Genomic DNA, 24,071 nt, shown 5'->3' on the forward strand with positions numbered 1-24,071 from the left:
GTCAGGGAGTATCTGTGTCAGTGGGGGCGGGCGACCTGGGCGTTGATGAAGAGCGCCTCGGCCGAGACGCACAGCTCTCCGTCGACGGTGATCTCGCCGGTGGTCCAGATCTTGCGTCCCTCGACCTTCGTCTGACGGCCGGTGATGGCGAGCTCGCGGAACAGCGGTGTCGGCCGGTGGTAGGTCAGGGTCAGCACCTTCGTCATCCCCGAGTCGCCGGCCCACGCGTTGGCGACGCCGAGCACGTGGTCGAGCAGCATCGAGGAGACTCCACCGTGCACGTGGCCCGGCGGCCCCTGGTAGGGCAGACCCAAGGTGACCACTCCCCCGATCGAGCCGTCGTCGCGACCCGCCAGGGCCAGGGGCGGGGCGATCGCGTTCTCCGGTCCGGTGATCGGGTCGTGGCGACTGACGCCCTCACCGGCCCACATGTCGACCAGGCGTTCGTCGATCGGACCGACGTGCTCGTCCAGGTGGTCGGCGACGGCGTTGAGCTGGGACGCGATCGCGCCCATCTCGGCCGAGGTCCGGTCGCCGGCGTGCAGCAGCGTCTCGATGACACGTCGTGCGGCGACGACCGCCTTGTCGACGCCGTCGTTGTTGGGCGCCGCGGTCAGCACCTCGAGTCGCCGGGTCTCGCCCTTCACCACCAGGGGTCGCTGGGCAGTCTCTTCGGTCATGTCGTCTTCCTTCCGGAGGAGGTCAGCGGGGAAGGCGGAGAATCCGCTCACCGATGATGTTGAGCTGTACGTCGGTCGTGCCGCCGGCGATGGTCAGCGCCCGGCTGCTGAGGAACCACCAGGTGGCGGTCCGCTCCTCCGGGTCGACGACGAGCGAGGCCCCGCCCTGGAACTCCATCAGCGTCTGCCAGGTGTCCTGGATGTTCTCCGCCGTGACCAGCTTGGCCAGGCTCGACTCGGCGCCGGGCTGGAGCCCCGACACCGACCGGATCGTCTGGCGCAGGCCGAGCAGCCCGCCCGACTGCGCGTCGGCGATCAGGCGCCCGAGGGCCGCGACCTGCAGCGGGTCCTCGCGGTCGACGTGCTCGAAGAGCAGCTCGGCGGTGCCGGTGGCCGAGTTCGAGGTCATGTGGACCCGTTCGTTGGCCAGCGTGGTGATCGCCAGCTTCCAGCCGTCACCCGGCCGACCGACGAGCATCTCGTCGGGGATGAACACGTCGTCGAGGAACACCTCGTTGAAGTGCGATCCCCCAGTCAGCTCACGCAGCGGTCGGATGTCGATGCCGGGCGTGGTCATGTCGAGCACGAAGTAGGACAGGCCCTTGTGCTTGGGCACGTCCATGTCGGTGCGGGCCAGCAGGATCGCGAAGTCGGAGCTGCGTGCTCCCGAGGTCCAGACCTTCTGGCCGTTGATCCGCCAACCGCCCTCGACCTGCTCCGCGCGCGTGCTGAGCGCGGCCAGGTCCGACCCGGCACCGGGCTCGGAGAACATCTGGCACCACTCGATGTCGCCCCGCAGGGACGGCGGCACGAGACGGTCCTGGATCGCCGAGTCGCCGTGCGCGAGCAGCGTCGGGACGGCCCAGTTGCCGATGATCATGTCGTGCGGCTCGAGGCCCCGCTCGGTGAGCTCCTCGGCGATCACCACCTGGGTGACCGGGTCGGCGTCCTTGCCCCACGGGGCCGGGAAGTGCGGTGCGGTGTAGCCGAGTTCTGCCAACCTGGCTTGAGGATTCTCGTCGGTGACGGTGTCGAGCTCGGCGCCGATCGTTGCGCGGATCGCCTCCGCCTCCGGCGGGAGGTCGAGGCCGAGCGGGCGTCGTACGCCGGCCAGCGCGAGGCGGGCCACGCGTTGCTCCCAGACGGCCTTCGAGCCGAGCAGGATCGAGGTCGAGCCGGTCCGGCGCAGGGCGAAGCCGGCCAGGTGCTCCCACGTGTAGCCGATGCCACCGAGGGTGTTGATCAGGTCCTTCACGACGACGGAGGCGCCGGGGACGGTCGTGGCACCGGCGATCGCGGCGGCCAGCGAGGCCTCGTCGGACGAGGCACCCGCCTGTGCGCGCGCCGCGTCCCAGGCACAGGCCCGGCCCTGCTCGGTGCGCACCAGCATCCGGGCGACCCGGTGCTTGACCGCCTGGAACTTCGCGATCGGCTGGCCGAACTGCTCACGGGTGGTGGCGTACTCCGCGGCCGTCGCGGTCGCCCAGTCGGCGATGCCGGCCGACTCCGCGGCGAGGAGTACGGCGGCCAGGTCGAGGGGCCGCTGCGGGTCGAGGTCGAGCACGTCGGCCCTCGACACGTGGAGGTCGTCGACGGTGACGGTGGCGAAGCGGCGCAGCAGGTCGTGGCTGGGCTGCGAGGTGACCTGTCCCGAAGACCTCGGCACGACGATCCAACGGGTCGCGCCCGAAACCTGCACCGGAAGCACGAACACGTCGGCCAGCTGCCCGCCCATGACCACGCCACTGGTCCCGGAAACCCGCAAGCCGTCAGGGGTCTGCGTTCCGACCAGGCCGTCGCGCGAGAGGTCGACCGCACCTGTCGTCGTACCGTCGGCAAGCCCGGGCAGGTGCTGCTCGTGACCGCCGGCGTGGAGCACGGCGGAGGCCAGCACGGTCGGCAGGAAGGGGCCGGGTGCCAGCACCCGGCCGAGCTCCTCGGCGACCACGGCCACCTCGGGGAGGCCGAACCCGGCGCCGCCCACCTCCTCGGGAAGGTGCAGCCCGAACAGGCCCTGTGCCGCCGCCTGCGGCCACCACCCGGGGAGCTGTTCGTCCTTCTGCTCGACGGCGGCGCGCACGGCATCCTCGGTGACGTGGCGGCTCAGCAGCCCCCGCACCGACTCGGCCAGCGCCGTCAGGTCTTCGTCGAGTCCGATGCTGCCCACAGTCAGATCCGCTCGATGATCGTGGCGGTCGCGTGCGCTCCGCCGGCGCACATCGTGACCAGCGCGGTGGACTTGTCGGAGCGCTCGAGCTCGGCCAGGGCCTGGGTGAGCAGGCGGGCGCCGGTGGAGCCGACGGCGTGGCCGAGCGCGATGGCGCCGCCGTTGACGTTGACCTTGTCCATGTCGGCCTTGTGCTCCTTGGCCCACGAGAGCACGACGGAGGCGAACGCCTCGTTGATCTCGACCAGGTCGATGTCGCCGAGCTTCATGCCGGCCTTGCCGAGCACGTGGTGGGTTGCGGCGATCGGCCCGTCGAGGTGGAAGTGCGGGTCCGACCCGATCATGCCGGAGGCGACGATGCGGGCGCGCGGGCGCAGGCCCTCGGCCTCGGCGCGCTCCCGGCTCATCAGCAGTACGGCGGCCGCGCCGTCGCTGATCTGTGAGGAGTTGCCGGCCGTGTGGATGCCGTCGGGGACGACCGGCGAGAGCGTGGCCAGCTTCTCGAGCGTGGTCTCGCGCAGGCCCTGGTCGCGGGTCACCTCCATGGTCTGGCCCGTGGCGCGCAGGGTGCCGTCCTCCTGCTTCTCCATCACCGGCGCGGTCAGCGGCAGCAGCACGTCGTCGAAGCGACCCTCTGCCCAGGCGACGGCAGCACGCTGTTGGGAGATGAAGCCGAGCTCGTCAGCGGCTGCGCGGGTGATGCCGTAGTGCCGGGCGATCCGCTCGGCCGCGGTGAACTGGTCGGGCAGGTCGATCTCGAACCCGTCGGGGATCGGCATCCCGGTGCCGGGAGCCAGGGCGGCGCCGAGGAAGACCCGGCTCATCGCCTCGACTCCACAGCCGATGCCGGCGTCGATCTGGCCCGACGCGATCAGTCCGGAGATCATGTGCACGGCCTGCTGCGACGAGCCGCAGGCGCAGTCGATGCTCGTGCAGGCAGTGGTGTGGGGCAGACCCGCCACCAGCCAGGAGTTGCGGGTCACGTTGTTGGCCTGGGCGCCGGCCTGGGTCACGCAACCGCCGACGACCTGCTCCACGGACGCCGGGTCGATGCCCGCGCGCTCGATCACGCCCCGCTGGGCGGCACCCAGGATCTCGGTCGGGTGCAGGCCGGAGAGCCATCCGTTGCGACGGCCCACCGGTGTGCGGACGGCCTCGACGATCACTGCTTCGGGCATGACTGTTCCTCCTGTGTCGGACTGTCCCAGCAGGGTCGCCCGTTCGCGGGGTCTGGCGGCGTCCGGCGTCCCACTCACCGGGCGTGATCCGTGTCGCGGCCCCGTCGGCTCCACTGACCGGGACTCGTCCGGGCAGCGCTGCCGACGTACGACGTACTTTCGCCGCACCCCGCTGTCCCGAGCCACCCGTGCCCGGGCCGGCGTCGACGCGGCACGAGACGCGTCGGATCCGCACCGAGTCGAAGGAGCAACATGAGCGAGACCAGCCTGGCCGGACGCACCGCGATCGTCACCGGAGCCGGCGGCGGACTCGGCCGCGCCGAGGCGCTGTCGCTGGCCGCGGCCGGTGCCCGCGTCGTGGTCAACGACTACAGCGAGGCCGGCGACGCCGTCGTCGCGGAGATCAAGGAGGCCGGTGGCGAGGCACTCGCCGTCCGCGGCGACGTGGGCGACTGGGCGCTCGGCGACCGGCTCGTCGAGGCGGCGGTCGACACGTTCGGCTCCCTCGACATCGTGGTCAACAACGCCGGTGTGCTGCGCGACTCGATGATCTTCAACCTGACCGAGGACGCGTGGGACGACGTGATCCGGGTGCACCTGAAGGGCCACGCCTCGCTCTCCCGCGCAGCCGCCGTGCACTGGCGCGCCGCCTCGAAGGCCGCTGGTGGTCCGATCTACGGGCGCCTGGTCAACACCACCTCCGAGGCGTTCCTGTTCGGTTCGGCCGGGCAGCCGAACTACTCCGCTGCCAAGGCGGGGATCGTGGCGCTGACCCTCTCCGCCAGCCAAGGCCTCTCCCGGTACGGCGTGACCGCGAACGCGATCGCCCCGCGCGCCCGCACCGACATGACGGCGCACGTCTTCGCCGGTGACCCCGACAGCGAGCGCACTCTCGACATCCTCGCGCCCGAGCGCGTCGCGACGCTGGTCTCCTACCTGGCCTCCCCCGCGTCCGCGGAGATCAACGGCCAGGTCTTCGTGGTGTACGGCGACATGGTCGCGCTGATGGACTCGCCCAAGGTCGAGAAGAAGTTCACCGCATCCTCCGGGGTCTTCTCGGCCGAGGAGCTGGCCGTGCAGCTCGGCTCGCACTTCGAGGGGCGCTCGCCGTACCAGACCTACGCGGCGTACTCGGTTGCCGAGCTCGACACGACCGGCGTGGAGAACATCGCCAACTGATCGGCCGGCCTGCGAGCGGCGGCGACCTCCGTGGGTTCGGGTCGTCGTCAGCTCCGGGTGGCCCCGCCTCCTCCGGGGAAGCGGGACGAGCACTAGGGGCTGCGGCCCGATCGGACCGAGTAGNCCCTCACACTCGGTCCGATCGGACCGAGTAGGCAGTGGCACTCGGTCCGATCGGACCGAGTAGGCGGGCGAGTTGGCCCAGGTGGGCCGCACCACCGAGTGCCGCCCGGNCCTCGGTCGGAGGCTCAGGTGTGCGATCCGCCGTCGACCCGCAGCTCAGCACCCGTGAAGTACGACGCATCGGGCGAGGCGGCGAACGCGATCGCGGCGGCGATCTGCTCGGGCTGGGCGGTGCCCAGCAGGGAACGCACCCGGCCGAAGTAGCTGAAGTCGAGGTCGCCGGGGCTCACTGCGGCGGTCAGCGGCGTGGCGGTGTTGCCGGGCGAGACGGGTACGACGCGGATGCCGCGTCCGACCAGCTCGGCGGCCAGCGTCTTGCTCAGCGCGAGGACCGCCCCCTTCGACGCGGCATAGGCGCTCATGTACGGGTTGCCGTGATCGGCCGCGGTCGAGGCCACGTTGACGATCACACCGACTCCGTCGGGCAGGTGGCGCAGGGCCTCACGGCAGAACAGCGCGGTGCCGATGGTGTTCACCTCGAACAGCTCGCGCATGTCCTTCACGCTCAGCGTCTCGATCGGCGTGGTGCGCTGGATGCCCGCGACGTTGATCAGCACCTCGATGCCGCCGAGTCGTTCGGCGGCGGTCGCCACTGTCGCGATCACCTGCTCCTCGTCGGTGACGTCGACGACACCCGTCTCGATGCGTCCCGGGTTGCCGACGGCGCACTCGGCGGTCTCGGCCAGGCCGGTCTCGTCCCGGTCGACCGCGAACACCGCTGCGCCCTCTGACACGAGACGAAGGACGGTCGCCCGACCGATGCCCGACCCGGCGCCGGTGACCAGTGCATTGACCCCGCTGAACCTGTTCATGCTCGCGACCGTAGGGGTGGGCGGGCCGGGTGCGGCCGCCCGCTCCCGTTCAGTGGTACGCCGAGGGGCCGGGGACGCGGTCGCAGATCAGACGCGGTCGCGGATCAGGAGTGTGACCACTCGGCCAACAGCAGCGCGCAGGAGACCTGGATGTCGTCCTCGACCTGCTCGATCGGGTTCCGCTGGTTGAGCGCGGCGGTGATCACGCCGTACCACGCCTGCTCGATCAGTCGGGCGAGCTGCTCGTCGCGAGCGCTCGGCTCGGCGAGACCCGCAGCACCCAGCAACAAGGCAGAGAACGACGCATGGGTGACGTTGGCGTCGGCGTGCGTCGCGTGCAACGCCGCGTTGTTGGAGACCATCATCGCGTGCGTCAGCAGGGGGGTCTTGAGCATCTGTCGGGTCGCCAGGATCAAAAGCTCGGTGACGGTCACCACCGGGTCGGCGTCCGGGTCCACGTCGGCCACCGCGCCCTCCATGCGCTGGATCTGGCTCTGCATGACCGCGGTGAACAGGTGCATCTTCGAGGGGAAGTAGCGGTAGAGCGTCGCGATCGCGACGCCGGACTCCTTGGCCACCTCGAGCATCTGCACGCGCTCGAGCCCGTTGGCGGCTCCCTGGCGGGCGGCGGAGCGGAGGATGCGCTCCACGCGCTCCTGCTGTTGTGGTGAGTTCGGCTGCGCTGGCGGCCTCACCTCGCCGATTCTCGGCACGTCATTCCCCTCGTCGATGTCGGAGCCATCGTCTCGCGAGGCTCTCACCGTGCGCGCGGAACTCTACCGGTGAGCGGGATCGGCGCCGGGCGACAACGCGCCCGCCCGGCGCTCGGCAGACCTGGGCTCGCCCGACCGGCGCTCGGCAGACCCTGGGCTCGGCAGGCCTGCTGGCAGTGGCTGGGCGCCAGGTCACTCCGACGAGGGCGGCAGCATCCGCTTGGACGCCTCGTGCGCCCCGAGCACCAGCTTGCGGCGATCACTGCCGCTGCGGATCTCCACGGCCTTCTCGTTGCCCTCGGCGACCTGGATCGGTCCGTGGGTGAGTGCGGCGAGTGCCTGCCGGGCGACGTCGTCCGGCTCGGAGACGTGCATGCCGGGGATGTCGAAGTTGAGCCCGGCCCGGGCCATTGCCGGCGTACGGGTGACCCCGAGCACGAACTCGACCACGTCGACGTCGTAGTCGCGCATCTCGAGCCACAGCCCCTCGGCGAAGATCCGGCCGAAGGACTTGGCCGCGGCATAGATGCTGATCTGCGCCGAGCCCAGGAGCCCGGCCAACGAACCGACCAGCAGGATGCCGCCGCGGCGACGCTCCTTCATCGGTGCGCCGAACAGCTGCACGAGTGCCAGCTGGGCGGTGATGTTGAGGTCGATCACCCGGCTGAACTTCTCCAGGTCACCGCTGACGAACTCGTGGCCGTAGGTGTTGGCGCCGGCGTTGAACACCAGCAGGCCGACCTCGAGATCCTCGGTCACCTCGGCGACCCTCTTGGGCGCGTCGACCTCGGTCAGGTCGACCGACAGGGTGCGCACCTCGACACCCTTGGCCCGGACGGCCGCGGCGGTCTCCTCGAGCGGCCCGGTCTTGCGGGCCAGCAGGACGAGGTTGAGGCCGGCGTCGGCGAGCTGGTGGGCGAAGGAGGCACCCACGCCTTCCGAGCCGCCCGCGATGACCGCCCAGGGGCCGTAGTTCTCCGCGTTCAGCTGCTTTGCGTTGATCGAGTCTTCGTTGATCGGGTTGGTCGTCATGCGTGTGCGTGCTCGCCTTCGGGATTCGTCTTGAGTGGTTCGTCGACCTGCACGTCCACGTCGCCGCGGTGGACTGCCTTGATGACCGAGTCCCGCAGGCTGGCGCAGCCGGCGAAGGCGGCACCGTTCGGGCCGGGTCGGGGCGACGCTGCCCGCCGTTCGACACAGGTCTGGGCTGCCTCGTCGGACCACTGGATCGAGGTCTGCTCCCAGCTGCTCTTGCGCGCGAGGACCCGTGCCCCACAGGCCTCGCAGCCGACGGGCTGCATCGGCCCGTCGGCCAGCCGGTTGTCGGGGCGGACGGCCATCAGACCGTCTGCTCCTGCACGGCGGACGCGTCCCGCGCCTTGATGTTCGCGGCGACCTCGGCCTTCCAGGCCTCGTTCGGCCGCGTGGTGTCGATCTCGAACTCGAAGCGCTCGGTCATCTCGGGAGTGACCTCCTCGACGTCGACGTAGAACTGCTCGTACCAACGGCGCAGCTGGTAGACGGGTCCGTCCTCCTCGCACAGGAGGGGGTTGTCGACGCGTGCCTTGTTCTTCCAGATCGTGACGTCCTGCTCGAAGCCGATCTTGATGAAGTCGCCCATCTTCTGGGCCATCGCGTCGGCCTCCTCGTCGGCCATGCCGACCCGCTTCTCGACGATGACGCCGTACTGCAGCACGAAGGAGTTGGCGTCGATCGGGTAGTGGCAGTTGATCAGGACGCTCTTCAGGTCCGCGTCCTCGTAGTGGTAGACGAGGTCGTCGATCATGAAGGACGGACCGTGGTACGCCGCCACGGAGCTGTTGCCGGTGGCCTTCGGAGCACCACTGCCCTCGGACTGGGGACGCGCGACGTCCTCACGTCCCTCCCCCTCCATGAACTGGGTCGCCACCGGGCCCTCGAAGACGTTCTTGAAGTAGGTGGGGAACGAGTAGTGGATGTAGAAGAAGTGCGCCATGTCGACGATGTTGTCGACGATCTCGCGGCAGTTCGCACCCTCGATGACCGTGGTGTACCAGGTCCAGTCGGTCCAGTTGTCGTCGGTGGCGCCGGCGATCCGCGGGATGGTGACGTCGGCCGGCGGCGGGTTGCCCTGCGGGTCGTTCCAGACGAAGAGCATGCCGTCCTGGACCAGCGTCGGCCAGGACGCCGTACGGGCCCGCAACGGGACGCGACGGGCGTACGGGATCGCCTTGCAGCGGCCGTCCCCGCCCCAGCGCCAGTCGTGGAACGGGCAGGCGATCTCGTTGCCCTTGACCGTGCCCTGCGACAGGTCGCCGCCCATGTGGCGGCAGTAGCCGTCGAGCACGTTCACCGTGCCGTCCTCGCCGGCGAACACGACCAGCTTCTGTCCGAAGGCCAGCACCTGGTGCGGCTCGCCGTCCTGGAAGTCCTTGGCCAGGCCGAGGCAGTGCCACCCCCGGGCGAACCGGGTGGGTGCAGCGTCTGCTTCAATCCGGCGAACCTCGTCCTCGACTGCAGTCATGTCCGTCTGTCTCCGTCCGTGCCTGGGGGGGGTGTGCCACTCACCGATCTTTCGCTCGAGTCTCGACCCGCCCCCGAGCGCGCGCGGACCGAAGTCCCACTCAACGGAAGAAGTCGCCGATCGCGTCCCCGAGTGGCCGCATTCTGGCCGCATGAGCCAAGACGTCCTGGACAACGTGCGAGCCCTCCTCCCGGCGATCGCCGAGCGTGCCGTGTCGACCGACGAGGCCCGCGTGGTGTCGAAGGAGACCATCGCGGAGCTCACCGATACCGGCCTGTTCCGGATGCTCCAGCCCAAGAAGTACGGCGGCCTCGAGCTCGAGCCGCTGAGGTTCTACGAGGCGGTCCGGATGATCTCCGGCGCCTGTGGTTCCACCGGCTGGGTCAGCTCCGTGATGGGCGTGCACCCGTGGCAGGTGGCGCTCTTCGCCAAGGCCGCCCAGGATGAGGTCTGGTCCGACGGGCCGGACGTGCTGCTCGCGTCGTCGTACGCCCCGGTGGGGCAGCTGAAGCGGGCCTCGGGCGGCTACCGGATGAGCGGCCGATGGAGCTTCTCCTCCGGCTGCAACCACGCGGAGTGGTTGCTCCTCGGCGCCCTGGTGATCGGCCCGACCGGCAACCCCGTCGACTTCATCACCGCCCTGGTGCCGCGCGCCGACGTCGAGATCCTCGACGTGTGGAACACGGTCGGGCTGCGCGGAACCGGCAGCAACGACGTGGTGGTCGAGGACGTCTTCGTCCCCGAGCACCGCACGCTCCGCAACTTCGAGCACGCCCGCCTCACCGGGCCGGGACAGAAGGTGAACAAGGGGCCGCTCTACCGGATGCCGTTCGGCGCGATCTTCACCACCGCCGTCACCGCGCCGGTGCTCGGCGCCGTGGCCGGCTGCCTGGAGACATACGTCGGCGAGATGGCCGACCGACTCCGGCTCAGCCTCGGCGGCGGTCGTTTCGCGGAGGACCAGTTCGCACAGGTCGCGGTGGCGCGGGCGTCGTCGGCGGTCGACGGGGCGGTGCTGCAGATGGACCGCAACATGTCCGAGATGTACGCCGCGGCAGCGGCCGGCGGCGAGATCCCGATGGAGCTGCGACTGCGCACCCGGCGCGACCAGGTGCTCGGCACCGAGCGCGCCCTGGAGGCCATCGACATCCTCTTCAAGACCGCCGGCGGCAGCTCGCTGCACTGGACCAGTGCGATCAGCCGGGCCTGGCGCGATGCCCACGCGGGTTCGGTGCACGTGGCCAACGACGTCGAGCGCACCCTCGCCCTCTACGGCAAGGGCGTCTTCGGCATCACCGTCGAGGACAACCTCATCTGAACCGACAGCTCGACCGAGAAGGAGCACCATGACCGGCACCGGTCCCCTGTCCACCGCGAGCCAGCTCGCTCTCGAACGGCGGGCGCTCGACCTCCTCGCCACACCGGAGCTCCGGGCCGCCCGCGACCGGGTCGCAGCGCTCTACCGAGCCGACCGCAACTACGGTTCGCACCCCGCCGGCGTCGCCTCCCTCGAGGCCGCGGCCGCGTCGATCACGGTCGCCGCCGTGCAGCACGCACTGGTCGCGGACCCGGCCCGGCCGGTCTTCCTGTGGTCGGCCTGCTCGGCCCACGGCTGGCACGGGATCGACATGCCCAACTCCGGCTACGGCATCGACAATCCCGACAACGTGCACCGCCGCAGCGCGGTCGACGGCGAGTCGACGTACGTCGTCCGCGGTCGGGTGCCGGAGGTGCCGGCCGCCCAGTTCTCGTTCATCTGCTACGGCGCCCCGGAGGCCGACGGAAACGTGACCCGTGAGGGCGCCGCGATCGCCTCCGTGGTGCTCTCGTCACAGCTGGTGCCGGACGCCGATGGTCGCTTCGAGCTCACGGTCGGGCCTGCGCCGGTCGACGACCGACCGCACCTCCTGACCGCACCGACCTCGACCTGGATGCTGGTGCGCGACGCCCTCACGGACTGGGAGTCCCAGGACCCGTTGTGGCTGGAGATCGAGCGGATCGCCGGGCCCGACGCCGCACCCGAGCCGACGGATGCCGACCTGGTCGAGCTGGCCGTGGCCAACGTGGAGCGGTTGAGCCGCTACTGGCTGGACTACGACAACCAGCTGATCCACGACGTACGACCGCTCAACGCGATCAAGCAGCCGACGCCGCGGCCCTTCGGGGCCTCGGTGGTGGGCCGGTTCGACGTCGCCGCCCACGAGGGGTTGCTGGTCACCCTCGACCCGTGCGGCGCCGACTACCTGGGCTTCGAGGTCACCGACCCTTGGGGTGTCACCCGCCCCAGCGTCGAGGCGACCGGCGGTCTGAACAACCGCCAGGCCAAGGCGAACGCCGACGGGACGCTCACCTACCTGGTGGCCGCGACCGACCCCGGCGTGCACAACTGGCTCGACACCGGCGGGCTGACCGCCGGCATGGTCGCCGCCCGGTGGCAGGGCGGACAGGTTGCCGAGGACGCCGAGCCGGTGCGCGAGGTCCGGGTGGTCCCGCTCCGTGACGTCACCTCGTTCTTCAGCGACGAGCACCGGATCACACCCGAAGGACGTGCGGAGCAGCTGCAGCAGCGGGCCGCCGCCTTCGCCCGTCGCCTGCGCTGACGCTCAGGAGGCCTGCGCTGACGGTCAGGCGGGCCGCTTTTGACGCTCAGGCTGCCCGCGGCAGGACCGGCGGTCAGTGCGTGGACCGGGTCGGGAAGGTCGGGGCCTGGAGCCTGGCCAGCTTTGCGATCTCACCGGGCGTGGCGCGTTGGCTGCGGGTGAAGTCTCCGGCGTAGTAGCCGTTGTGCCGGCGGACGGGGCCCCGGTAGGTGCCGCGGTCTTCTTCGATCGTGAACATCTGAGTCATCTCCTTCGGGTCCCGAGGCGACCGCCCGGTTGGCGGTCCGTGTCGGCCTCTCATCAGTTCCACGAACGGCCCCGACCGTATTCGACAGGTCAGCCCGGACGACTTTCTCCCGAGCGAGACCTCGACTGAAAGCTTCCGAAGAAAATCTCGTGACGGATGTCGAGAAACTCTGGTCGGCTCCGACCAAGGGGTGGAAGGACCAACCACGAGTACTGGAGGATCAATCCCATGGCACGCATCAAGCGCTTCGACCACGTTGGCATCACCGTCTCCGACATCGACAAGGCGGCCGAGTTCTTCGTCGGGCTCGGCCTCGAGATCGAGGGCCGCACCTTCGTCGAGGGCGAGTTCCTCGAGACGGTGTGCGCCGTCCCCGACTCCCGCACCGAGGTGGTGATGCTCAAGTCCCCCGACGGCATCCGGCTCGAGCTGGCGCGTTTCGTCCGGCCCGACCACCAGCCGGGCTCACCCGACGCCCTGGCCACGGAGGTGGGCCTGCGCAACGTCAGCTTCGAGGTCGACGACCTCCACGGCGCGGTCGACGAGCTGGCCGCGAAGGGATACGGCCTGGTGGGCGGCATCGGCGAGCACGAGAACGTCGTGCGCATGGCCTACGTGCGCGGCCCGGAGGGAATCGTCGTGTCCCTCTTCGAGTACTTCGGCTGACGCCGGTACGCCGGTACGCCGCCACGCCGCCACGCCGCCGCTCGGCCCCACGCGGCGACCTCAGTGACGCAGGACCGTCAGGGCGTACGTCGTGTCACCACGAGCCGGGCGCCGCGCTTCGGGACGCTGGTGATGTTGCGAACCTTGGCCACGTCGTCACCCTGCGCGCTGAGGTCGTAGCGGGTCAGCACCTCACGCAACACCGTCACGCCCTCCATCAGCGAGAAGCCGGCGCCGATGCAGCGTCGTACGCCGCCCCCGAAGGGAATCCAGGTGTTGGCCTCGACCTTGCCCTCGATGAAGCGCTCCGGCCGGAAGACTTGCGGGTCCGCGAAGTTCTCGCTGTGGGACAGCTCGATCGATGCGGCGACTGCCGCACCGGCCGGCAGCGACACTCCCCCGACGACGGCCGGCTTCATCAGCAGCCGCGTCACGATGGGGATCACCGGGTGCAGCCGCATCGACTCCTTCAGCACCGCCTCGAGGTAGGCGTCGTCGCCGGAGTCGGCCGCCCCCTGCGCCTTGCCGAGGAGCTGCGGTGAACGGCCGAGCTCGTAGAGCGACCAGGCCAACGCGGTGGCCGTGGTCTCGTGACCGGCCAGCAACAGCGTGACGAGCTGGTCGCGCAGCTCGGCGTCGGTCAGTGGGTCCTCGCCCTCGTGGTCGCCGACGTGCAGCAGCTGGGAGAGTACGTCGGTGCGCGTGGCGAGGTCGGCGGCCTGTCGACGCTCGGCGATCTCGGCGTACAGCACCCGGTTGAGCTCGCGCTGGTTCTGGTGGAACGCCTTCCACATGCCGATCTTCCCCAGCTGCGGGTAGCTCGCGCCGACCAGGACGAGCGGGTTCACGTTGACCACGTTGTCGATCAGGGGCTGCAGCTCCACGACCCGGTGCTCGTCGGTCACGCCAAAGACGACGCGGATGATGACGGCCAGGGTCAGCGCGTTCATCCGCTCGAGCGACGCGAACGTCGTGCCGACCGGCCACTGGTCGACCTGGTCCTTGGCGATCTGGGCGATCAGCTCTTCGTACCCCTTGAGCGCGCGGGCACTGAACGCCGGCATCAGCAACTTGCGGGCGCGCTTGTGCTGCGACGCGTCGAGCAGGAGCACCGAGTGCTCCCCCATGACCGGCCCGAGAATGGCGTTTCCCTTGCCCGCATGGAAGTTCTCCGGGTCGCCGGCGAAGATGTCCTTGATCTGGTCGGGCTTGGAGTAGACGACGAGTGGCCGCCCGTCTGGCAGCAGCCGGATCGTGAAGACGTCGCCGTACCGTCGGTGCAGTCGCGGGACGAACGCACTGCGGAACCGCATGAAGGCCAGGGTCTGTACGACGGACGGCAGTCGCGGGCCGGGTGGGAACTCCCCGGTCGGCAGGGGCGGCCAGCCCTCGATGTACGCCGGGACTCTCGGCTCCGCGGAGGTAGTCATGCGATCGAGTCTGTCCCCGGCTCAGGCGCCCGACAACCTCCCCAGGTAGGAGTTCCATGGTGCCTGGGAGTCGCTGCGGCTCCGTCCTCGGCGCACGTTCTAGCGCTGGATCCGCTGTGGGAGAGCCTCGTAGTCATCCGTCGACGGTGCGATGAAGAGCCACCAGCCCGTCTCCAGAGCGACCGTCGAGTGGCTGACCCCGAGGTACTCGATCTCGACAGTCCTGCCCGGTGCCGTCCGCCCCCAGATCGACACCATCCGCCAGGACCAGTGGGTGCCCTGGTCGTCGGCGCTGCCACTCCCCGCCTCCTGCCACTCACCGTCCGGTCCGCGCACGTACTCGTCGAGGTCGATGTCAGCCTCGTCACCGTTGGTGTCGACCAGCGCCGCGGCAATGTCGTCCTGTACGGCGGCCGCAAGGGTCACGGCGTACCGCGGATCCCAGCCCCCGGCCTTGATCGCCGACTCCGCGTTGAGTTCCATCATCTAGGCATCGTGGCAGCAACGAGCCTGGACAGCGATCGAGTTCCCCAGCCCGGTCGGCTGAGCAAGACGGCGCTCATGACGTCAGCAACAACGCCAACGTGATCACGCTGAGCGGGAAGCCGACCCACCGAACAGCAGGCTTCGACCCGTGCCAGAACAACTGATCAAGGCCCATCAACAGTAGGCAAGCTGCGAAGCCCAACGTCGCCAGGTCACTCCGTGTCACGCCATCCGCGATGGCCGTGGAGGTGCTGATCGCGGCGACTGCGCCGGTGAAGAGCAGGAACCATCCCAGGGGCCTTGGAAGGGCTTGACCAGTTGACATGAGCGCATCATCCGCGATGTCGGCGACCTGTGTGGCCATTTCCCGCTGCGTTCGTGAGTGGACAAACCCAAGGGAGACCTAGTCTCGCTCGTATCTATCTCGGAACGACCTGCCGGCCTCGCGAATCGATCGAGCTCCGAAGACGAGGATCGGTAGCCATAGGAGCAACACGAACAGGCTGACGAGCAACCAGGCCCATGGTCCAGAACGCCCGTCGTTCAAGCCGAACACGAGGACGGCGCAGAGGATTGCCGAGATCCCCCACTTCCAGCGATACATGCCTCCCAAGACCGACGAGGCACGGCTGGGCGACTCCGTGACCGTACCCGCCTTGTCTCTCACGTGCCGTTCCGCCCTTCGCGGCTATGCGCCTCGGGCACGGCTCCGCCACGCCTTCAGCGCGGCGGGTACCGAGAGCACCAACCACAAGACCAAGAACACGAAGACAAAGGCTGCTGCACTGACCGCAATCTCTGTCGCTTGGGGCGACAACGGCGACAGTTCTTCTGCCCCCGGTTCCTTGGCCTCTCCGAGAACGAGTAGCACCTGCACGACAAGGAGAATCGCGGTGATGGCGGCCGCGGCCTGCCACGGACTCAAACGCTTAAGCACTGCATGACCGATCAGCGGAACGGGCGGCAGTTCTAGAGCGAGCCCGGTTGGAGCGGTACAGCAGCGTCTGGACAAGCGCTGCCAACACCACGAAGACCACGATCGACAGGACGCGTTCTCCCATGGGTCCCTCGCTCCGAAGCAGCATGTATGCACCGGTCACGACGACGGCAAGGAGGGGTGGAAGGATCCAGAAGGCGTAGGCACGGGCATCTCTCACGTCGCGAATCATGGCACCTAGCTCCGCGGCGCGTGTGTCTTCTTCAGATATCGCGGTGGAACGCAGCCCTCCCCACTGCCTGGTTGCCCCGTGCGGCCGATGACCCTTACGTGAGCCCAGCCCCTCAGGCGCCGTCCTCGGTCAGGGTCGTGGTCGGCAGCCAGTCGGCTCCGAGGAGGTTGGCCAGGTCGGTGAGGCCCGTGGTGTCGCCTCCCACCGTGTCGGAGGCTGCGGCGATCCGCTCCACCATCACCTTGCCGACCTGCTCCTCAACGGTGCCCTCGGCGTACGCGATGTGCCACGGCGAGACCTGGTGGTCGCGGTGGGTGCGGCCGGTCACCTGTCGTGCGGCGATGCCCGAGAAGCGGGCTTGGTGGAAGACGCCGACGCGCGGCTCGATGCTCGCCTGACGGCCGTCTGGCAGGGTCTCGCCGGCGTGCAGGCTGATCGAGGCGACCGTGGTGAAGACGCAGACCTTCGCCTGTCCGGTCTGGAACCTGAGCCGCTCGGCCTCGGGGTCGAACCGGTTGCGGCCATAGATCGTGGCGACTTCGATGCCGGAGTCGCGCAGTCGATCGGCGATCGGGTCGGCGGCGGTCGCGACGAACTCGACCGAGCACGCCACCTGTCGCTCGGCCTGGACCTGCTGGGCGATCCAGGCGACCGTCGAGTCGACGCGAATGAGCCCGGCCTTCTGCCGGAAGCGCAGCAACGCGGCCCGGCCCTTCGCTACATTGCGGCCGCGCCGAGCGATGTCCATCTCACGACAGAACTCTCCCCATTCGGCCTCGTACGCCGTCCGCTCCGCCGGCGTGAGCGCCACCGGCATGCCGGAGATCGGCACCGGACCCCACGGCGCAGCGCGGTGCAGCATCGCCGGAGGACGTTCCTCGGCCAGCCAGCCGCGCACCAGTTTGAGGTCCGCAGTGCGTCGCGCCGGATCGGAGGTCCACGTCGCTCCGTAGCGTCCTTGCTCCACTCCCACGCCGTGACGTTCGAGGGCGGTCGCGAACGCGGCACCGGGTTGCGTGGCCGATGCCCAGTCCTTCATGGGCTCGCCCAGCACCTGCGCATACGCCGGAGCGAGGTAGGGCAGCTCCAGTGGAGTGTGGCCGGGCGTCGCAGTCGTTGCGATGACGAACGGCGCCTTGTCGTGCGGCTTCCCGTGTCCCGAGATCCGCGCCCACAGCTTCCACCGCTTCGTCGTCGTCCGTCGCAGGGCGTGGGCCTCGTCGGCAATGATCACCTCCCACGTGTGGTCCTTGACCTTCTCCAGTCGGTCCCACGTGATCACAACCCATTCGAGACCGCCGTGACCCAGCGCCATGATCGTGCGGCACCAGTGACCGATCGTGATCGCGGCAGGTCTGTCGGCGATGACGAGCACACGTCGCGCACCGCGCAGGTCACCCACCGCAGTCGCCCCGAGGACCGCGGAGATCGTCTTGCCCACGCCAGGTTCGTCAGCCAGCAGGAATTGCCGTCCGCCTGCTGCGGCACGCGCCGCGATCGCATCGGCCGCCTCGTACTGAATCATCCGGGGTTCAAGTGCGTCGGTCGGCTCGGGGCTGGGCGTCGGGTTGTCGGGATTGAGGGTGTTCTCGATGAACCGACCGAGCGTGAACGGACCCGGAGCGTACGGCGCGAGGTGCGAGGGCACAGCACGCCCGACGTACAGATGGGCCTTGACGGTCGGATGCCACGCGGCATCGTCGACCTGCGTCCCGTACGGGACGTCAAGCACCCACAGTCGCTCGTCCGGACCGGGTGCCGGCAACGGCCGCTGTGACTGTCGCACGCCACCCCGGCGCGGGGACGAGCTGCGCCGACGAGCACTGGATCGGCGAGGACTGGCCACCCCCGGACACTATCGGGGTCGCCCCCACGCACAGGGTCGGCTCGCCCACCGCCGCGGCGCCCAGTGCAGACGCCGACTTGGGCGGCATCCAGTGCCCCGTTGGCGGCGGTATGACGCACGCCGCCACGCATGATCAGCCACAACGCCGACATACCGATCGAGGTAAAGGCCCGACCACGAAGAGAGCAAGAGCGCGGCTACCATTGACTAGCAACGAGCGCGTCGGATGTCATGCGGCGACGCCGTCATTCGTCGGCGGCCGGGAACAGGGCGCGAGCGTCGAGGAATACAGCCACGCGGTGACCAGGATCAGCACCCGAATGGCGTTTATCCGGGACGACACGGCCGCGCTCAGGGACGACTACATACCCGCCGTCGCCGTCAGCGCCGAGAGCGGCCCACTCGAGATTCGCCGCTTCGAACGGATCGAGGTCTGCCGAGTTACGAAGCAGTCTAAGGACCTCTTCTCTGCGAAAACGGGCACGTCCGCGCGCGTTGACAGCGGGAATCTGGACCATCTGTGGCCAATCCGGTCGCCCGCACAACTCCAACTCGGACCAGAACTCGCGCCATGGCGTTACAGCGGGAGCAGGCGTCGCCCCAGTGCCCCACGATGTCTGCCAGTGGGGATGCCGGTGGGTGGGATGATGAAACCGGACGAGCACTGTCTTCTTGCCACGGTCCCGCCGGTTCCAAGCCGCAAGCTCGGCACGGAGTACAGCGGCCACTTGTGCTGTTGTGAGCACAACCATCCACTCTGCGAACCACCACTGTGCGCCGCTGCGCGAAAAAGCGACCTCTGCCTCGTGCACGCCGGCGGCCTGCGCCGCGATACGCAGTTCACCCTGCCACGACGGTCTTGGAAAGACGTAGTACGGCTGACGGGCGAACGGTCGCTGGAGATACTCCCACAGCTGCCCGATGTCGACACCCACCTTGTGTTGGGTCGCGCCGACGATTGTGGTCTTCAGTTCGAGCTGGACCGACTTTCCTGGACGACTCGGCAATGCCTGTGGACGCCAACGTCCTCCCCGTCGGCGGGCCACCATAACGCTGCTTTGGACCGGTAGCGATAGGTGAGATACAGGCTGGCCCAGTGCTCAAGGGTCTTTTCGGGAACTGAGACCGGCATGTGCGAACCCTAAGGGGTACAGCTTCTGCTCGCTGCTGATCCGCACAACCATTAGGTGAGGCCGGTTCGATGGCGAATCGCAGTCGACTATTCATCGTCGATGTTGCGCATTGGATCAGGTCGTTTCGCTCCTGTCGCTCGTCGCCGTGCAGGTGCCCTCCTGCCGAAGAACAGCAACGTCTTGTTTTGTCACTCGGCAGCCAAGGTCCGGATGCCCCGCGTATGCTCCGAGACGTTGAGCCATGAGCAAAGGAAACGAACTGATGTCGACCGACCTGGTCGTGTTTGAGACGGATGGTAGGACCGTCATCGTCGAATTGAGCGAGCCACTCGCTCAGGGGGGCTACGAGACTGTCGGTGTCGGGGGCGCTTCGCTAGCCAAGGCTGGCGAATCTCTAGAAGCGGCTATGAGCACGATTCGAGATGTCGCAGACTCAGTCATGACCTCAGTGGCCGAGGCGGTCAGACCACCAGATGAAGTCGAGGTCACGTTCGGCCTCAAGTTTGGTGTTAGTGCAGGGGTCTTCGTAAGCAAGGGATCTGCGGAGGCAAACCTGCTGGTGAAGTTGAACTGGGACCGTCCGAGTAGCAGTTCGGCCTGAGAATGGCGAGTCCGCTCGATCATGTGACGCAGGTCGTCTCGGAGGCCGGCCAGCATGTCGGAATGGCCACGCTCATTGACCACGAGCAGGGACTGGTGTTGACGTGTGCCCATGTCGTACGCGAAGCACTCCAGCGGCCTAGCTATAGTCCAGACGTCGACGGACCAGCAATAGTCCAACTCAAGTGGCCGCGCACGCCCGAACAACTCTCGAACGCGCAGGTGCAACGAGAAGGTTGGACGCCCCCGGATGACTTTGGGAGGGGCGATCTAGCGGTTCTAAAGCTCATGGAGCCGGCTCCGGATCGTGCGACAGCGGCAACCTTTATCGAGGGCGTCGAAGTAGACGGTCACGCCTACCACATTTATGGCGCTACGCATGAGGACCCTGCGACCGTCCGGGCGACAGGCAAGATTGGCGGACTGGAAGGGCCTGCCGCCACTTGGCGAGCGCTCCACTCCCAGGTAGGCAGTCGGTACATTGACCCGGGATTTTCGGGAAGCGCCGTTTGGGATGTCGAACTGGGATATGTCGTTGGACTTGTCATCGCGCGGGAGCGCGGCCCCGATCGAACTCGTGCCTTCTTCCTCCCGAGCGAACAACTGCGTCGTCATTGGTCTCGTCTCGACCGATACGTACGGAGCAAGTTCGAGATCAGCAGGGAGGCTCGTGAGCACTGGCTCCCGCGCGCTCGTGGAGTCGCAAGCGCCGCCGAAGATGGTTGGTACTTCACAGGACGGGAGGTCCTAATTGATGAGTTGACCATGGCCGTTAGATCCCCCGAGTCGCGGGGTGCGAGGTTCATGGTTGTGGCGGGTGCGCCCGGAGCGGGCAAGTCCGCAGTCCTCGCACGCCTCCCTGTTCTTGCAGATCGACGCCTGTCAATGCTCGCCGCGCGGGGCGTTGACGAAGTGTCATTACCTGGCGCCACCGTCTACGGCATCTACCTACGCCAGCGCACGGCGGCCGGCTTCATCGAAGCTCTTCGCCGCGCATTCGGAGGCTCGTTCACTTCCATCGATGGTTTCCTGGATCACCTGAACGCCGACCCCCGCCTCCGGAAGCAGCGGAAGATTCTTGTCTTGGATGGATTGGACGAGGCCGCAGACGAAGCCGCGAGGCTACGTATCGCTCGAGAAACGCGACGAGTAGGGGTCTCTGCGCCTGTCTTGAATATCTCCGTTGTGGTTTCTTGCCGATCCGGTGTCGGTGGCAGTGAGAACGAACGCCTAATTGAGACCCTGGGCCCGAAATGCACGCGGCTGGATGTGGACAATCCCCGGTATGTGAATCGTGAGGACTTCAGGCGATTTGTAGAGCGAAGATTGTTGAACGAGGAAGACGGACGGAGTCCCTATCAGGGCCAAGACGAGAAAGTCGAACTCGTCGCGCGCCAAGTAACTGCGGCTGCGTACCCCATCTACCTAGTAGCGCAGTTGATTACACGAGCATTGCTCGACGATCCGGAGCTCAGTGAAGAGGAGCTTCGGGCACGGCGTTTTCCATCAACCGTGAGTGACGCCTTCGACGACTACCTCGCACGGTTTGAGAGCGACGAAGACCGAGCGCGCGATCTCATGTCTGGTCTCTCACATGCTCGCGGCGCCGGCTTCGCTCGCGGAGACGTCTGGCTCAACATCACGCAAGTCGTGACTGGTGTTCGCTACGAACTTGAGGACATCGACTGGCTGCTGCATTCGGCTGCTGCGTTCCTAATCGAGAGCGCCGAGGTTGACGGTTCCGCGAGGTACCGCCTCTACCATCAGGCACTCGTCGACATGCTCCTTGGAGAGCGGACGTCTGAGGTGTTCGATCAATGCGTCCTCCTGGCCAGGACAGTCACCGATGACGCCGACACCCGCTACTTCAGGTCGCACTTACCCGGGCACGCCCTGGCTGCAGGGCGCCTTGCGGAGCTCCTCACCTCGCCACACATGCTGAGCGATTGCTCCATCGAAGCGGTCCTGCGCGACTCAGAGAGAAGTGGCGTCGATCTGCCTGAGCCCGCTCGGCGAGCCCGTTCAGCGCTTCGTTCAGTTCAGTCCTACCTGGACAACGGCGACGCCAATGAACACTCCGCCTATCTTGCGTTGGCTGGACAGCAGTTCGGGGTGCCAGAATTCACAGGACTCAATCAAACAGGTCCGTGGTGGCCGCACTTCGCAGACTGGCGAGCTTCAAGTGATCACAGAGTCCTCGTTAAGGAGCGACCCGTGACCAAGATCGAGCACGCCAGGATCAGCGGTGAAGATGTCGTTGTTGTGGGGGACGCAGACGGCACCGTTACTTTCGAGTTAATGGACGGTTCCGGTCGAGCGCTACAAGAAATGATGTTCTCGGGTTCCATCTCGCATCTCTCTGCGAGGTGGAACGACCGCGTCCTTCACGTTGGAATCGCAACGGATGCAGGCGACGTTCACCTTGTCCGGGTCAGTCCAGTCGGGGTCAAGTCGGTTCGCGTAATGCACTTCACGGCTCCATTGGCGGGGATTGCCTTGATTTTGCGTGGCATTGAGACACACTTGCTTGCCGCATGTATTGACGGCACTGTCCAGTTGGATGTTCGGAAAGCCATGCGCCGAAAGACGAGCCTGCACAAATCACTGGGCCAGCCAGTTAATGGTATTTCCGTCCTACGCGGTGGACGGAGCCTTTCGACGTTGCTCACTTCAGACAACTCACTGATGCTGTGTCGTACAGAGGATCTCGCGTTGGCTGAGAGTTCCCCTGTGCTGATCGACGAGATCATCTACCAGTTGTTTGACTCTTGGTACTCACCAGACCGGGAGTCGAGTGTCATCTACTCGTCGGCAAGTGGTCTCCATGAGGTTGGCCTGGAGTTCGGGGAAACACGGACGCGACTCGGCCACGTCTCCAATTCTCGATTCGTCTGCTCTGTTCCTCAGAACCTTAGCCAGGGTCTCGTCTGTTCTGATGCCACATCACTTGTCGTTTATGAAAAGGAAGGCCCGGAGATCCAGCGCCTGCGTGGTCACGAGGACCATGTCGTCGACATAATCCAGGCTGAGACTACGGACGGCCATCGGATCATTAGTGCCGCCGAGGACGGATCCGTTCGGGTATGGGGTACTGACTCGGCCGACAACCTCCGTGAAAAACGCCCTGAAGTCGTACGAATGGCCGTATGGCCGACCCCTTTCGCAACATTCTATCAATTGAAGGATGAAACCGTTTGGTTTCGATCCGCGCACTCCAATCGCCGCGTTGCGATGACGGCGACGAACCTGAAGTTCGATGATTTCGGCATGCCATTTGTTGAAGCCCACAACGCTTGGACTCCGGCCGATGTCGGCGATGACTGGTTTCCCCATACGGATTGCATCTTGGGCGAATCCGCTCACGCCGTTCACGTTGACGAGGAGAGAGAGGTTGATTGGCAGGGTGAGTGGAGTTTCGTCTCCTTCCTCAGCGGTACAGAGGACCAGATGCTCTGCGTGAGCGATGGTGCACTGCGAATCGCTGGCGTTCGCGATGATTATCGGTTGGTGTATCGGGATGAGGCACGGCCCGGTTTGAGTGAGCGCGCAGGGTCATCCCTGACGGCCGTGACGTGCTGCTTCACAGATGGCGTCCTACACATCTTCGTCGCAGACGGCTCTTGGCTGCGTGTATACGACGACAGGCTCAAGGAGTTGGCCCGTGTTGCCGTATCAGGTGGACCCGTACGTCGTCTGGTCGTACGAACCGCGAGGCTCAACCGAACGGTTCGCGCGAGCTTCGGGTTGGTGTGTGAGTCTGGTCTGCTTGCGGGCGAGTTGTCTCTCAATCACCGCTAGACGAGACACGATGCTGTGGTGCCGCATACCCGTTTCAGACCGAATAGATATTGAGAATGTTGCAAAGGCCGTGGCTCATCGAGTCCTGTCGACGAATCGTCACGGCTGGGACGGCTCCCAAGAACAAAGACAATCGAACAGGCTTCAGCTGCGTCAATGTGGGTGGAAAGACGCGGGATCCCACCGGAACGGCTGCGCGCACACGCAGGCCCGGACACAATGACGCATGTGAACACGACCGGCGTCCCCGCCGCTGAAACTCAGACGGCGCCGACCCGACTCGATCGACCAGTGCTGGTGGCCAACCTCGTCTCGGGAGCACTGTGCCTCCTACTGGTGGCGGCTCTGGGCGCTTGGGTGCTGGCGCTGATGGGCGCGGCGTACGTCGTCGTGGCGAGCGTGTTCCTTGCCGCGGTCTATGGGCGCGAGTCGCTCACCGTGCGCCAAGAGGCGCTGGCCTGGGCAACGCCCTGGCTGGCAGCCGTGGTGCTGTGGACCTGGGTGGCCGCCAGCCTCGAGGGTGGGGACTCAAGCTGGGCACCGAACCTGTGGTTCGGCGTGGTCCTCGCGAGCGGGTGCTACCTGGCGTGGCAGCTGCTGGCCTTGGCCGCGCGACAGCTGATGGAATGGACGGCACGAATGCGCCGCTGAACCGGTCCCGGCCCAGCAGGTCTGCCGCAA

21 protein-coding genes and 1 pseudogene are annotated in these 24,071 nt (G+C 67.3%); 8 read left to right on the forward strand and 14 right to left on the reverse strand.

Features of this window, described 5'->3' with window-relative positions; translation table 11 throughout:
- Positions 1-17: 17 nt before the first annotated feature.
- Genes ASH02_RS14115 through ASH02_RS14125 form a run of 3 tightly spaced genes read right to left on the reverse strand, consistent with a single transcriptional unit; the run spans position 18 to position 4,025 of the window.
- Complete coding sequence (locus ASH02_RS14115) at positions 18-680, reverse strand: PaaI family thioesterase (protein ID WP_056688163.1); 663 nt, start codon at positions 678-680, stop codon at positions 18-20.
- 22 nt (positions 681-702) lie between these two features.
- A complete protein-coding gene (locus ASH02_RS14120) occupies positions 703-2,847 on the reverse strand; it encodes an acyl-CoA dehydrogenase (protein ID WP_057294940.1) in 2,145 nt (714 codons plus the stop codon).
- Positions 2,848-2,849: 2 nt separating this feature from the next.
- Entirely contained in the window at positions 2,850-4,025 is a 1,176-nt protein-coding gene (locus tag ASH02_RS14125) for a steroid 3-ketoacyl-CoA thiolase (protein WP_057294941.1), read from the reverse strand.
- Between the two features lie 252 nt (positions 4,026-4,277).
- On the opposite strand from ASH02_RS14125, the gene ASH02_RS14130 reads away from it, so the two are divergent.
- Positions 4,278-5,204, forward strand: a complete 927-nt coding sequence (locus ASH02_RS14130) for a 3-oxoacyl-ACP reductase (RefSeq protein WP_056688155.1) — start codon at positions 4,278-4,280, stop codon at positions 5,202-5,204.
- 248 nt (positions 5,205-5,452) lie between these two features.
- Here ASH02_RS14130 and ASH02_RS14135 read toward each other — a convergent pair whose 3' ends face one another.
- The 5 genes from ASH02_RS14135 to ASH02_RS14155 all read right to left on the reverse strand — a co-directional run bounded on the left by ASH02_RS14135 (position 5,453) and on the right by ASH02_RS14155 (position 9,415).
- Entirely contained in the window at positions 5,453-6,199 is a 747-nt protein-coding gene (locus tag ASH02_RS14135) for an SDR family NAD(P)-dependent oxidoreductase (RefSeq protein WP_056688152.1), read from the reverse strand.
- A gap of 104 nt (positions 6,200-6,303) precedes the next feature.
- The gene (locus ASH02_RS14140; RefSeq protein WP_200959140.1) at positions 6,304-6,849 is read right to left on the reverse strand and encodes a TetR family transcriptional regulator; all 546 of its coding nucleotides are present in this window, start codon (positions 6,847-6,849) and stop codon (positions 6,304-6,306) included.
- 255 nt (positions 6,850-7,104) lie between these two features.
- Entirely contained in the window at positions 7,105-7,944 is an 840-nt protein-coding gene (locus ASH02_RS14145) for an SDR family NAD(P)-dependent oxidoreductase (protein ID WP_057294943.1), read from the reverse strand.
- Positions 7,941-8,252 carry a hypothetical protein gene (locus tag ASH02_RS14150; RefSeq protein ID WP_057294944.1) on the reverse strand — a complete coding sequence of 104 codons (312 nt, stop codon included), beginning with the start codon at positions 8,250-8,252 and terminating at the stop codon, positions 7,941-7,943. The genes ASH02_RS14145 and ASH02_RS14150 overlap by 4 nt, the downstream gene beginning before the upstream one ends.
- Positions 8,252-9,415: a Rieske 2Fe-2S domain-containing protein gene (locus ASH02_RS14155; RefSeq protein WP_057294945.1), complete on the reverse strand. Its 1,164-nt coding sequence runs from the start codon at positions 9,413-9,415 to the stop codon at positions 8,252-8,254. The genes ASH02_RS14150 and ASH02_RS14155 overlap by 1 nt, the downstream gene beginning before the upstream one ends.
- A 151-nt stretch (positions 9,416-9,566) precedes the next feature.
- Here ASH02_RS14155 and hsaA point away from each other — a divergent pair, with 151 nt between their 5' ends.
- Entirely contained in the window at positions 9,567-10,733 is a 1,167-nt protein-coding gene (gene hsaA / locus ASH02_RS14160) for a 3-hydroxy-9,10-secoandrosta-1,3,5(10)-triene-9,17-dione monooxygenase oxygenase subunit (protein WP_056688140.1), read from the forward strand.
- Between the two features lie 28 nt (positions 10,734-10,761).
- Entirely contained in the window at positions 10,762-12,015 is a 1,254-nt protein-coding gene (locus ASH02_RS14165; protein ID WP_057294946.1) for a DUF1214 domain-containing protein, read from the forward strand.
- 73 nt (positions 12,016-12,088) lie between these two features.
- On the opposite strand, the gene ASH02_RS26115 is transcribed toward ASH02_RS14165, so the two are convergent.
- Positions 12,089-12,253 (reverse strand): hypothetical protein, encoded by a 165-nt coding sequence (locus ASH02_RS26115; RefSeq protein ID WP_156388529.1) that lies wholly within the window; start codon positions 12,251-12,253, stop codon positions 12,089-12,091.
- A 237-nt stretch (positions 12,254-12,490) separates the two neighbouring features.
- Here ASH02_RS26115 and ASH02_RS14170 point away from each other — a divergent pair, with 237 nt between their 5' ends.
- A complete protein-coding gene (locus ASH02_RS14170; protein WP_056688135.1) occupies positions 12,491-12,928 on the forward strand; it encodes a VOC family protein in 438 nt (145 codons plus the stop codon).
- A gap of 77 nt (positions 12,929-13,005) precedes the next feature.
- On the opposite strand, the gene ASH02_RS14175 is transcribed toward ASH02_RS14170, so the two are convergent.
- The 5 genes from ASH02_RS14175 to ASH02_RS26120 all read right to left on the reverse strand — a co-directional run bounded on the left by ASH02_RS14175 (position 13,006) and on the right by ASH02_RS26120 (position 18,794).
- The gene (locus ASH02_RS14175; RefSeq protein ID WP_082564141.1) at positions 13,006-14,358 is read right to left on the reverse strand and encodes a cytochrome P450; all 1,353 of its coding nucleotides are present in this window, start codon (positions 14,356-14,358) and stop codon (positions 13,006-13,008) included.
- A gap of 99 nt (positions 14,359-14,457) precedes the next feature.
- Positions 14,458-14,844, reverse strand: coding sequence for a hypothetical protein (locus ASH02_RS14180; RefSeq protein ID WP_056688130.1), 387 nt, complete (start codon positions 14,842-14,844; stop codon positions 14,458-14,460).
- A gap of 73 nt (positions 14,845-14,917) precedes the next feature.
- A complete protein-coding gene (locus ASH02_RS14185) occupies positions 14,918-15,208 on the reverse strand; it encodes a hypothetical protein (protein WP_056688127.1) in 291 nt (96 codons plus the stop codon).
- Between the two features lie 917 nt (positions 15,209-16,125).
- Positions 16,126-17,745 carry a DEAD/DEAH box helicase gene (locus tag ASH02_RS14200; protein WP_200959142.1) on the reverse strand — a complete coding sequence of 540 codons (1,620 nt, stop codon included), beginning with the start codon at positions 17,743-17,745 and terminating at the stop codon, positions 16,126-16,128.
- A 359-nt stretch (positions 17,746-18,104) separates the two neighbouring features.
- A complete protein-coding gene (locus ASH02_RS26120) occupies positions 18,105-18,794 on the reverse strand; it encodes a hypothetical protein (protein ID WP_156409773.1) in 690 nt (229 codons plus the stop codon).
- A 460-nt stretch (positions 18,795-19,254) separates the two neighbouring features.
- Between ASH02_RS26120 and ASH02_RS14205 the strand changes: the two genes are divergently transcribed.
- The 4 genes and pseudogenes from ASH02_RS14205 (at position 19,255) to ASH02_RS14210 (ending at position 24,041) form a co-directional block, all read left to right on the forward strand.
- Complete coding sequence (locus ASH02_RS14205) at positions 19,255-19,593, forward strand: CU044_2847 family protein (RefSeq protein ID WP_057294949.1); 339 nt, start codon at positions 19,255-19,257, stop codon at positions 19,591-19,593.
- Positions 19,594-19,655: 62 nt separating this feature from the next.
- A pseudogene (locus ASH02_RS27555) lies at positions 19,656-20,123 on the forward strand (S1 family peptidase); the annotation flags it as partial.
- Between the two features lie 354 nt (positions 20,124-20,477).
- Positions 20,478-23,390: a WD40 repeat domain-containing protein gene (locus tag ASH02_RS25660; protein WP_235539051.1), complete on the forward strand. Its 2,913-nt coding sequence runs from the start codon at positions 20,478-20,480 to the stop codon at positions 23,388-23,390.
- Positions 23,391-23,618: 228 nt separating this feature from the next.
- On the forward strand, positions 23,619-24,041 hold the full coding sequence (locus ASH02_RS14210) for a hypothetical protein (protein WP_156409774.1): 423 nt from the start codon (positions 23,619-23,621) through the stop codon (positions 24,039-24,041).
- The last annotated feature ends 30 nt before the right edge of the window (positions 24,042-24,071 follow it).

The sequence above is a fragment of the Nocardioides sp. Soil796 genome, assembly GCF_001429525.1.
GTDB lineage: Bacteria > Actinomycetota > Actinomycetes > Propionibacteriales > Nocardioidaceae > Nocardioides.

Coding starts and splice junctions, on each gene's coding strand:
- ASH02_RS14125 (WP_057294941.1), bottom strand. CDS start 4,025: ATGCCCGAAGCAGTGATCGTCGAGGCCGTCCGCACACCGGTGGGCCGT.
- ASH02_RS14150 (WP_057294944.1), bottom strand. CDS start 8,252: ATGGCCGTCCGCCCCGACAACCGGCTGGCCGACGGGCCGATGCAGCCC.
- ASH02_RS14155 (WP_057294945.1), bottom strand. CDS start 9,415: ATGACTGCAGTCGAGGACGAGGTTCGCCGGATTGAAGCAGACGCTGCA.
- ASH02_RS25660 (WP_235539051.1), top strand. CDS start 20,478: ATGCTCGCCGCGCGGGGCGTTGACGAAGTGTCATTACCTGGCGCCACC.
- ASH02_RS14135 (WP_056688152.1), bottom strand. CDS start 6,199: ATGAACAGGTTCAGCGGGGTCAATGCACTGGTCACCGGCGCCGGGTCG.
- ASH02_RS14175 (WP_082564141.1), bottom strand. CDS start 14,358: ATGACTACCTCCGCGGAGCCGAGAGTCCCGGCGTACATCGAGGGCTGG.
- ASH02_RS14130 (WP_056688155.1), top strand. CDS start 4,278: ATGAGCGAGACCAGCCTGGCCGGACGCACCGCGATCGTCACCGGAGCC.
- ASH02_RS14185 (WP_056688127.1), bottom strand. CDS start 15,208: ATGGCCACACAGGTCGCCGACATCGCGGATGATGCGCTCATGTCAACT.
- ASH02_RS14205 (WP_057294949.1), top strand. CDS start 19,255: ATGTCGACCGACCTGGTCGTGTTTGAGACGGATGGTAGGACCGTCATC.
- hsaA (WP_056688140.1), top strand. CDS start 9,567: ATGAGCCAAGACGTCCTGGACAACGTGCGAGCCCTCCTCCCGGCGATC.
- ASH02_RS14145 (WP_057294943.1), bottom strand. CDS start 7,944: ATGACGACCAACCCGATCAACGAAGACTCGATCAACGCAAAGCAGCTG.
- ASH02_RS26115 (WP_156388529.1), bottom strand. CDS start 12,253: ATGTTCACGATCGAAGAAGACCGCGGCACCTACCGGGGCCCCGTCCGC.
- ASH02_RS14180 (WP_056688130.1), bottom strand. CDS start 14,844: ATGATGGAACTCAACGCGGAGTCGGCGATCAAGGCCGGGGGCTGGGAT.
- ASH02_RS14115 (WP_056688163.1), bottom strand. CDS start 680: ATGACCGAAGAGACTGCCCAGCGACCCCTGGTGGTGAAGGGCGAGACC.
- ASH02_RS14170 (WP_056688135.1), top strand. CDS start 12,491: ATGGCACGCATCAAGCGCTTCGACCACGTTGGCATCACCGTCTCCGAC.
- ASH02_RS14165 (WP_057294946.1), top strand. CDS start 10,762: ATGACCGGCACCGGTCCCCTGTCCACCGCGAGCCAGCTCGCTCTCGAA.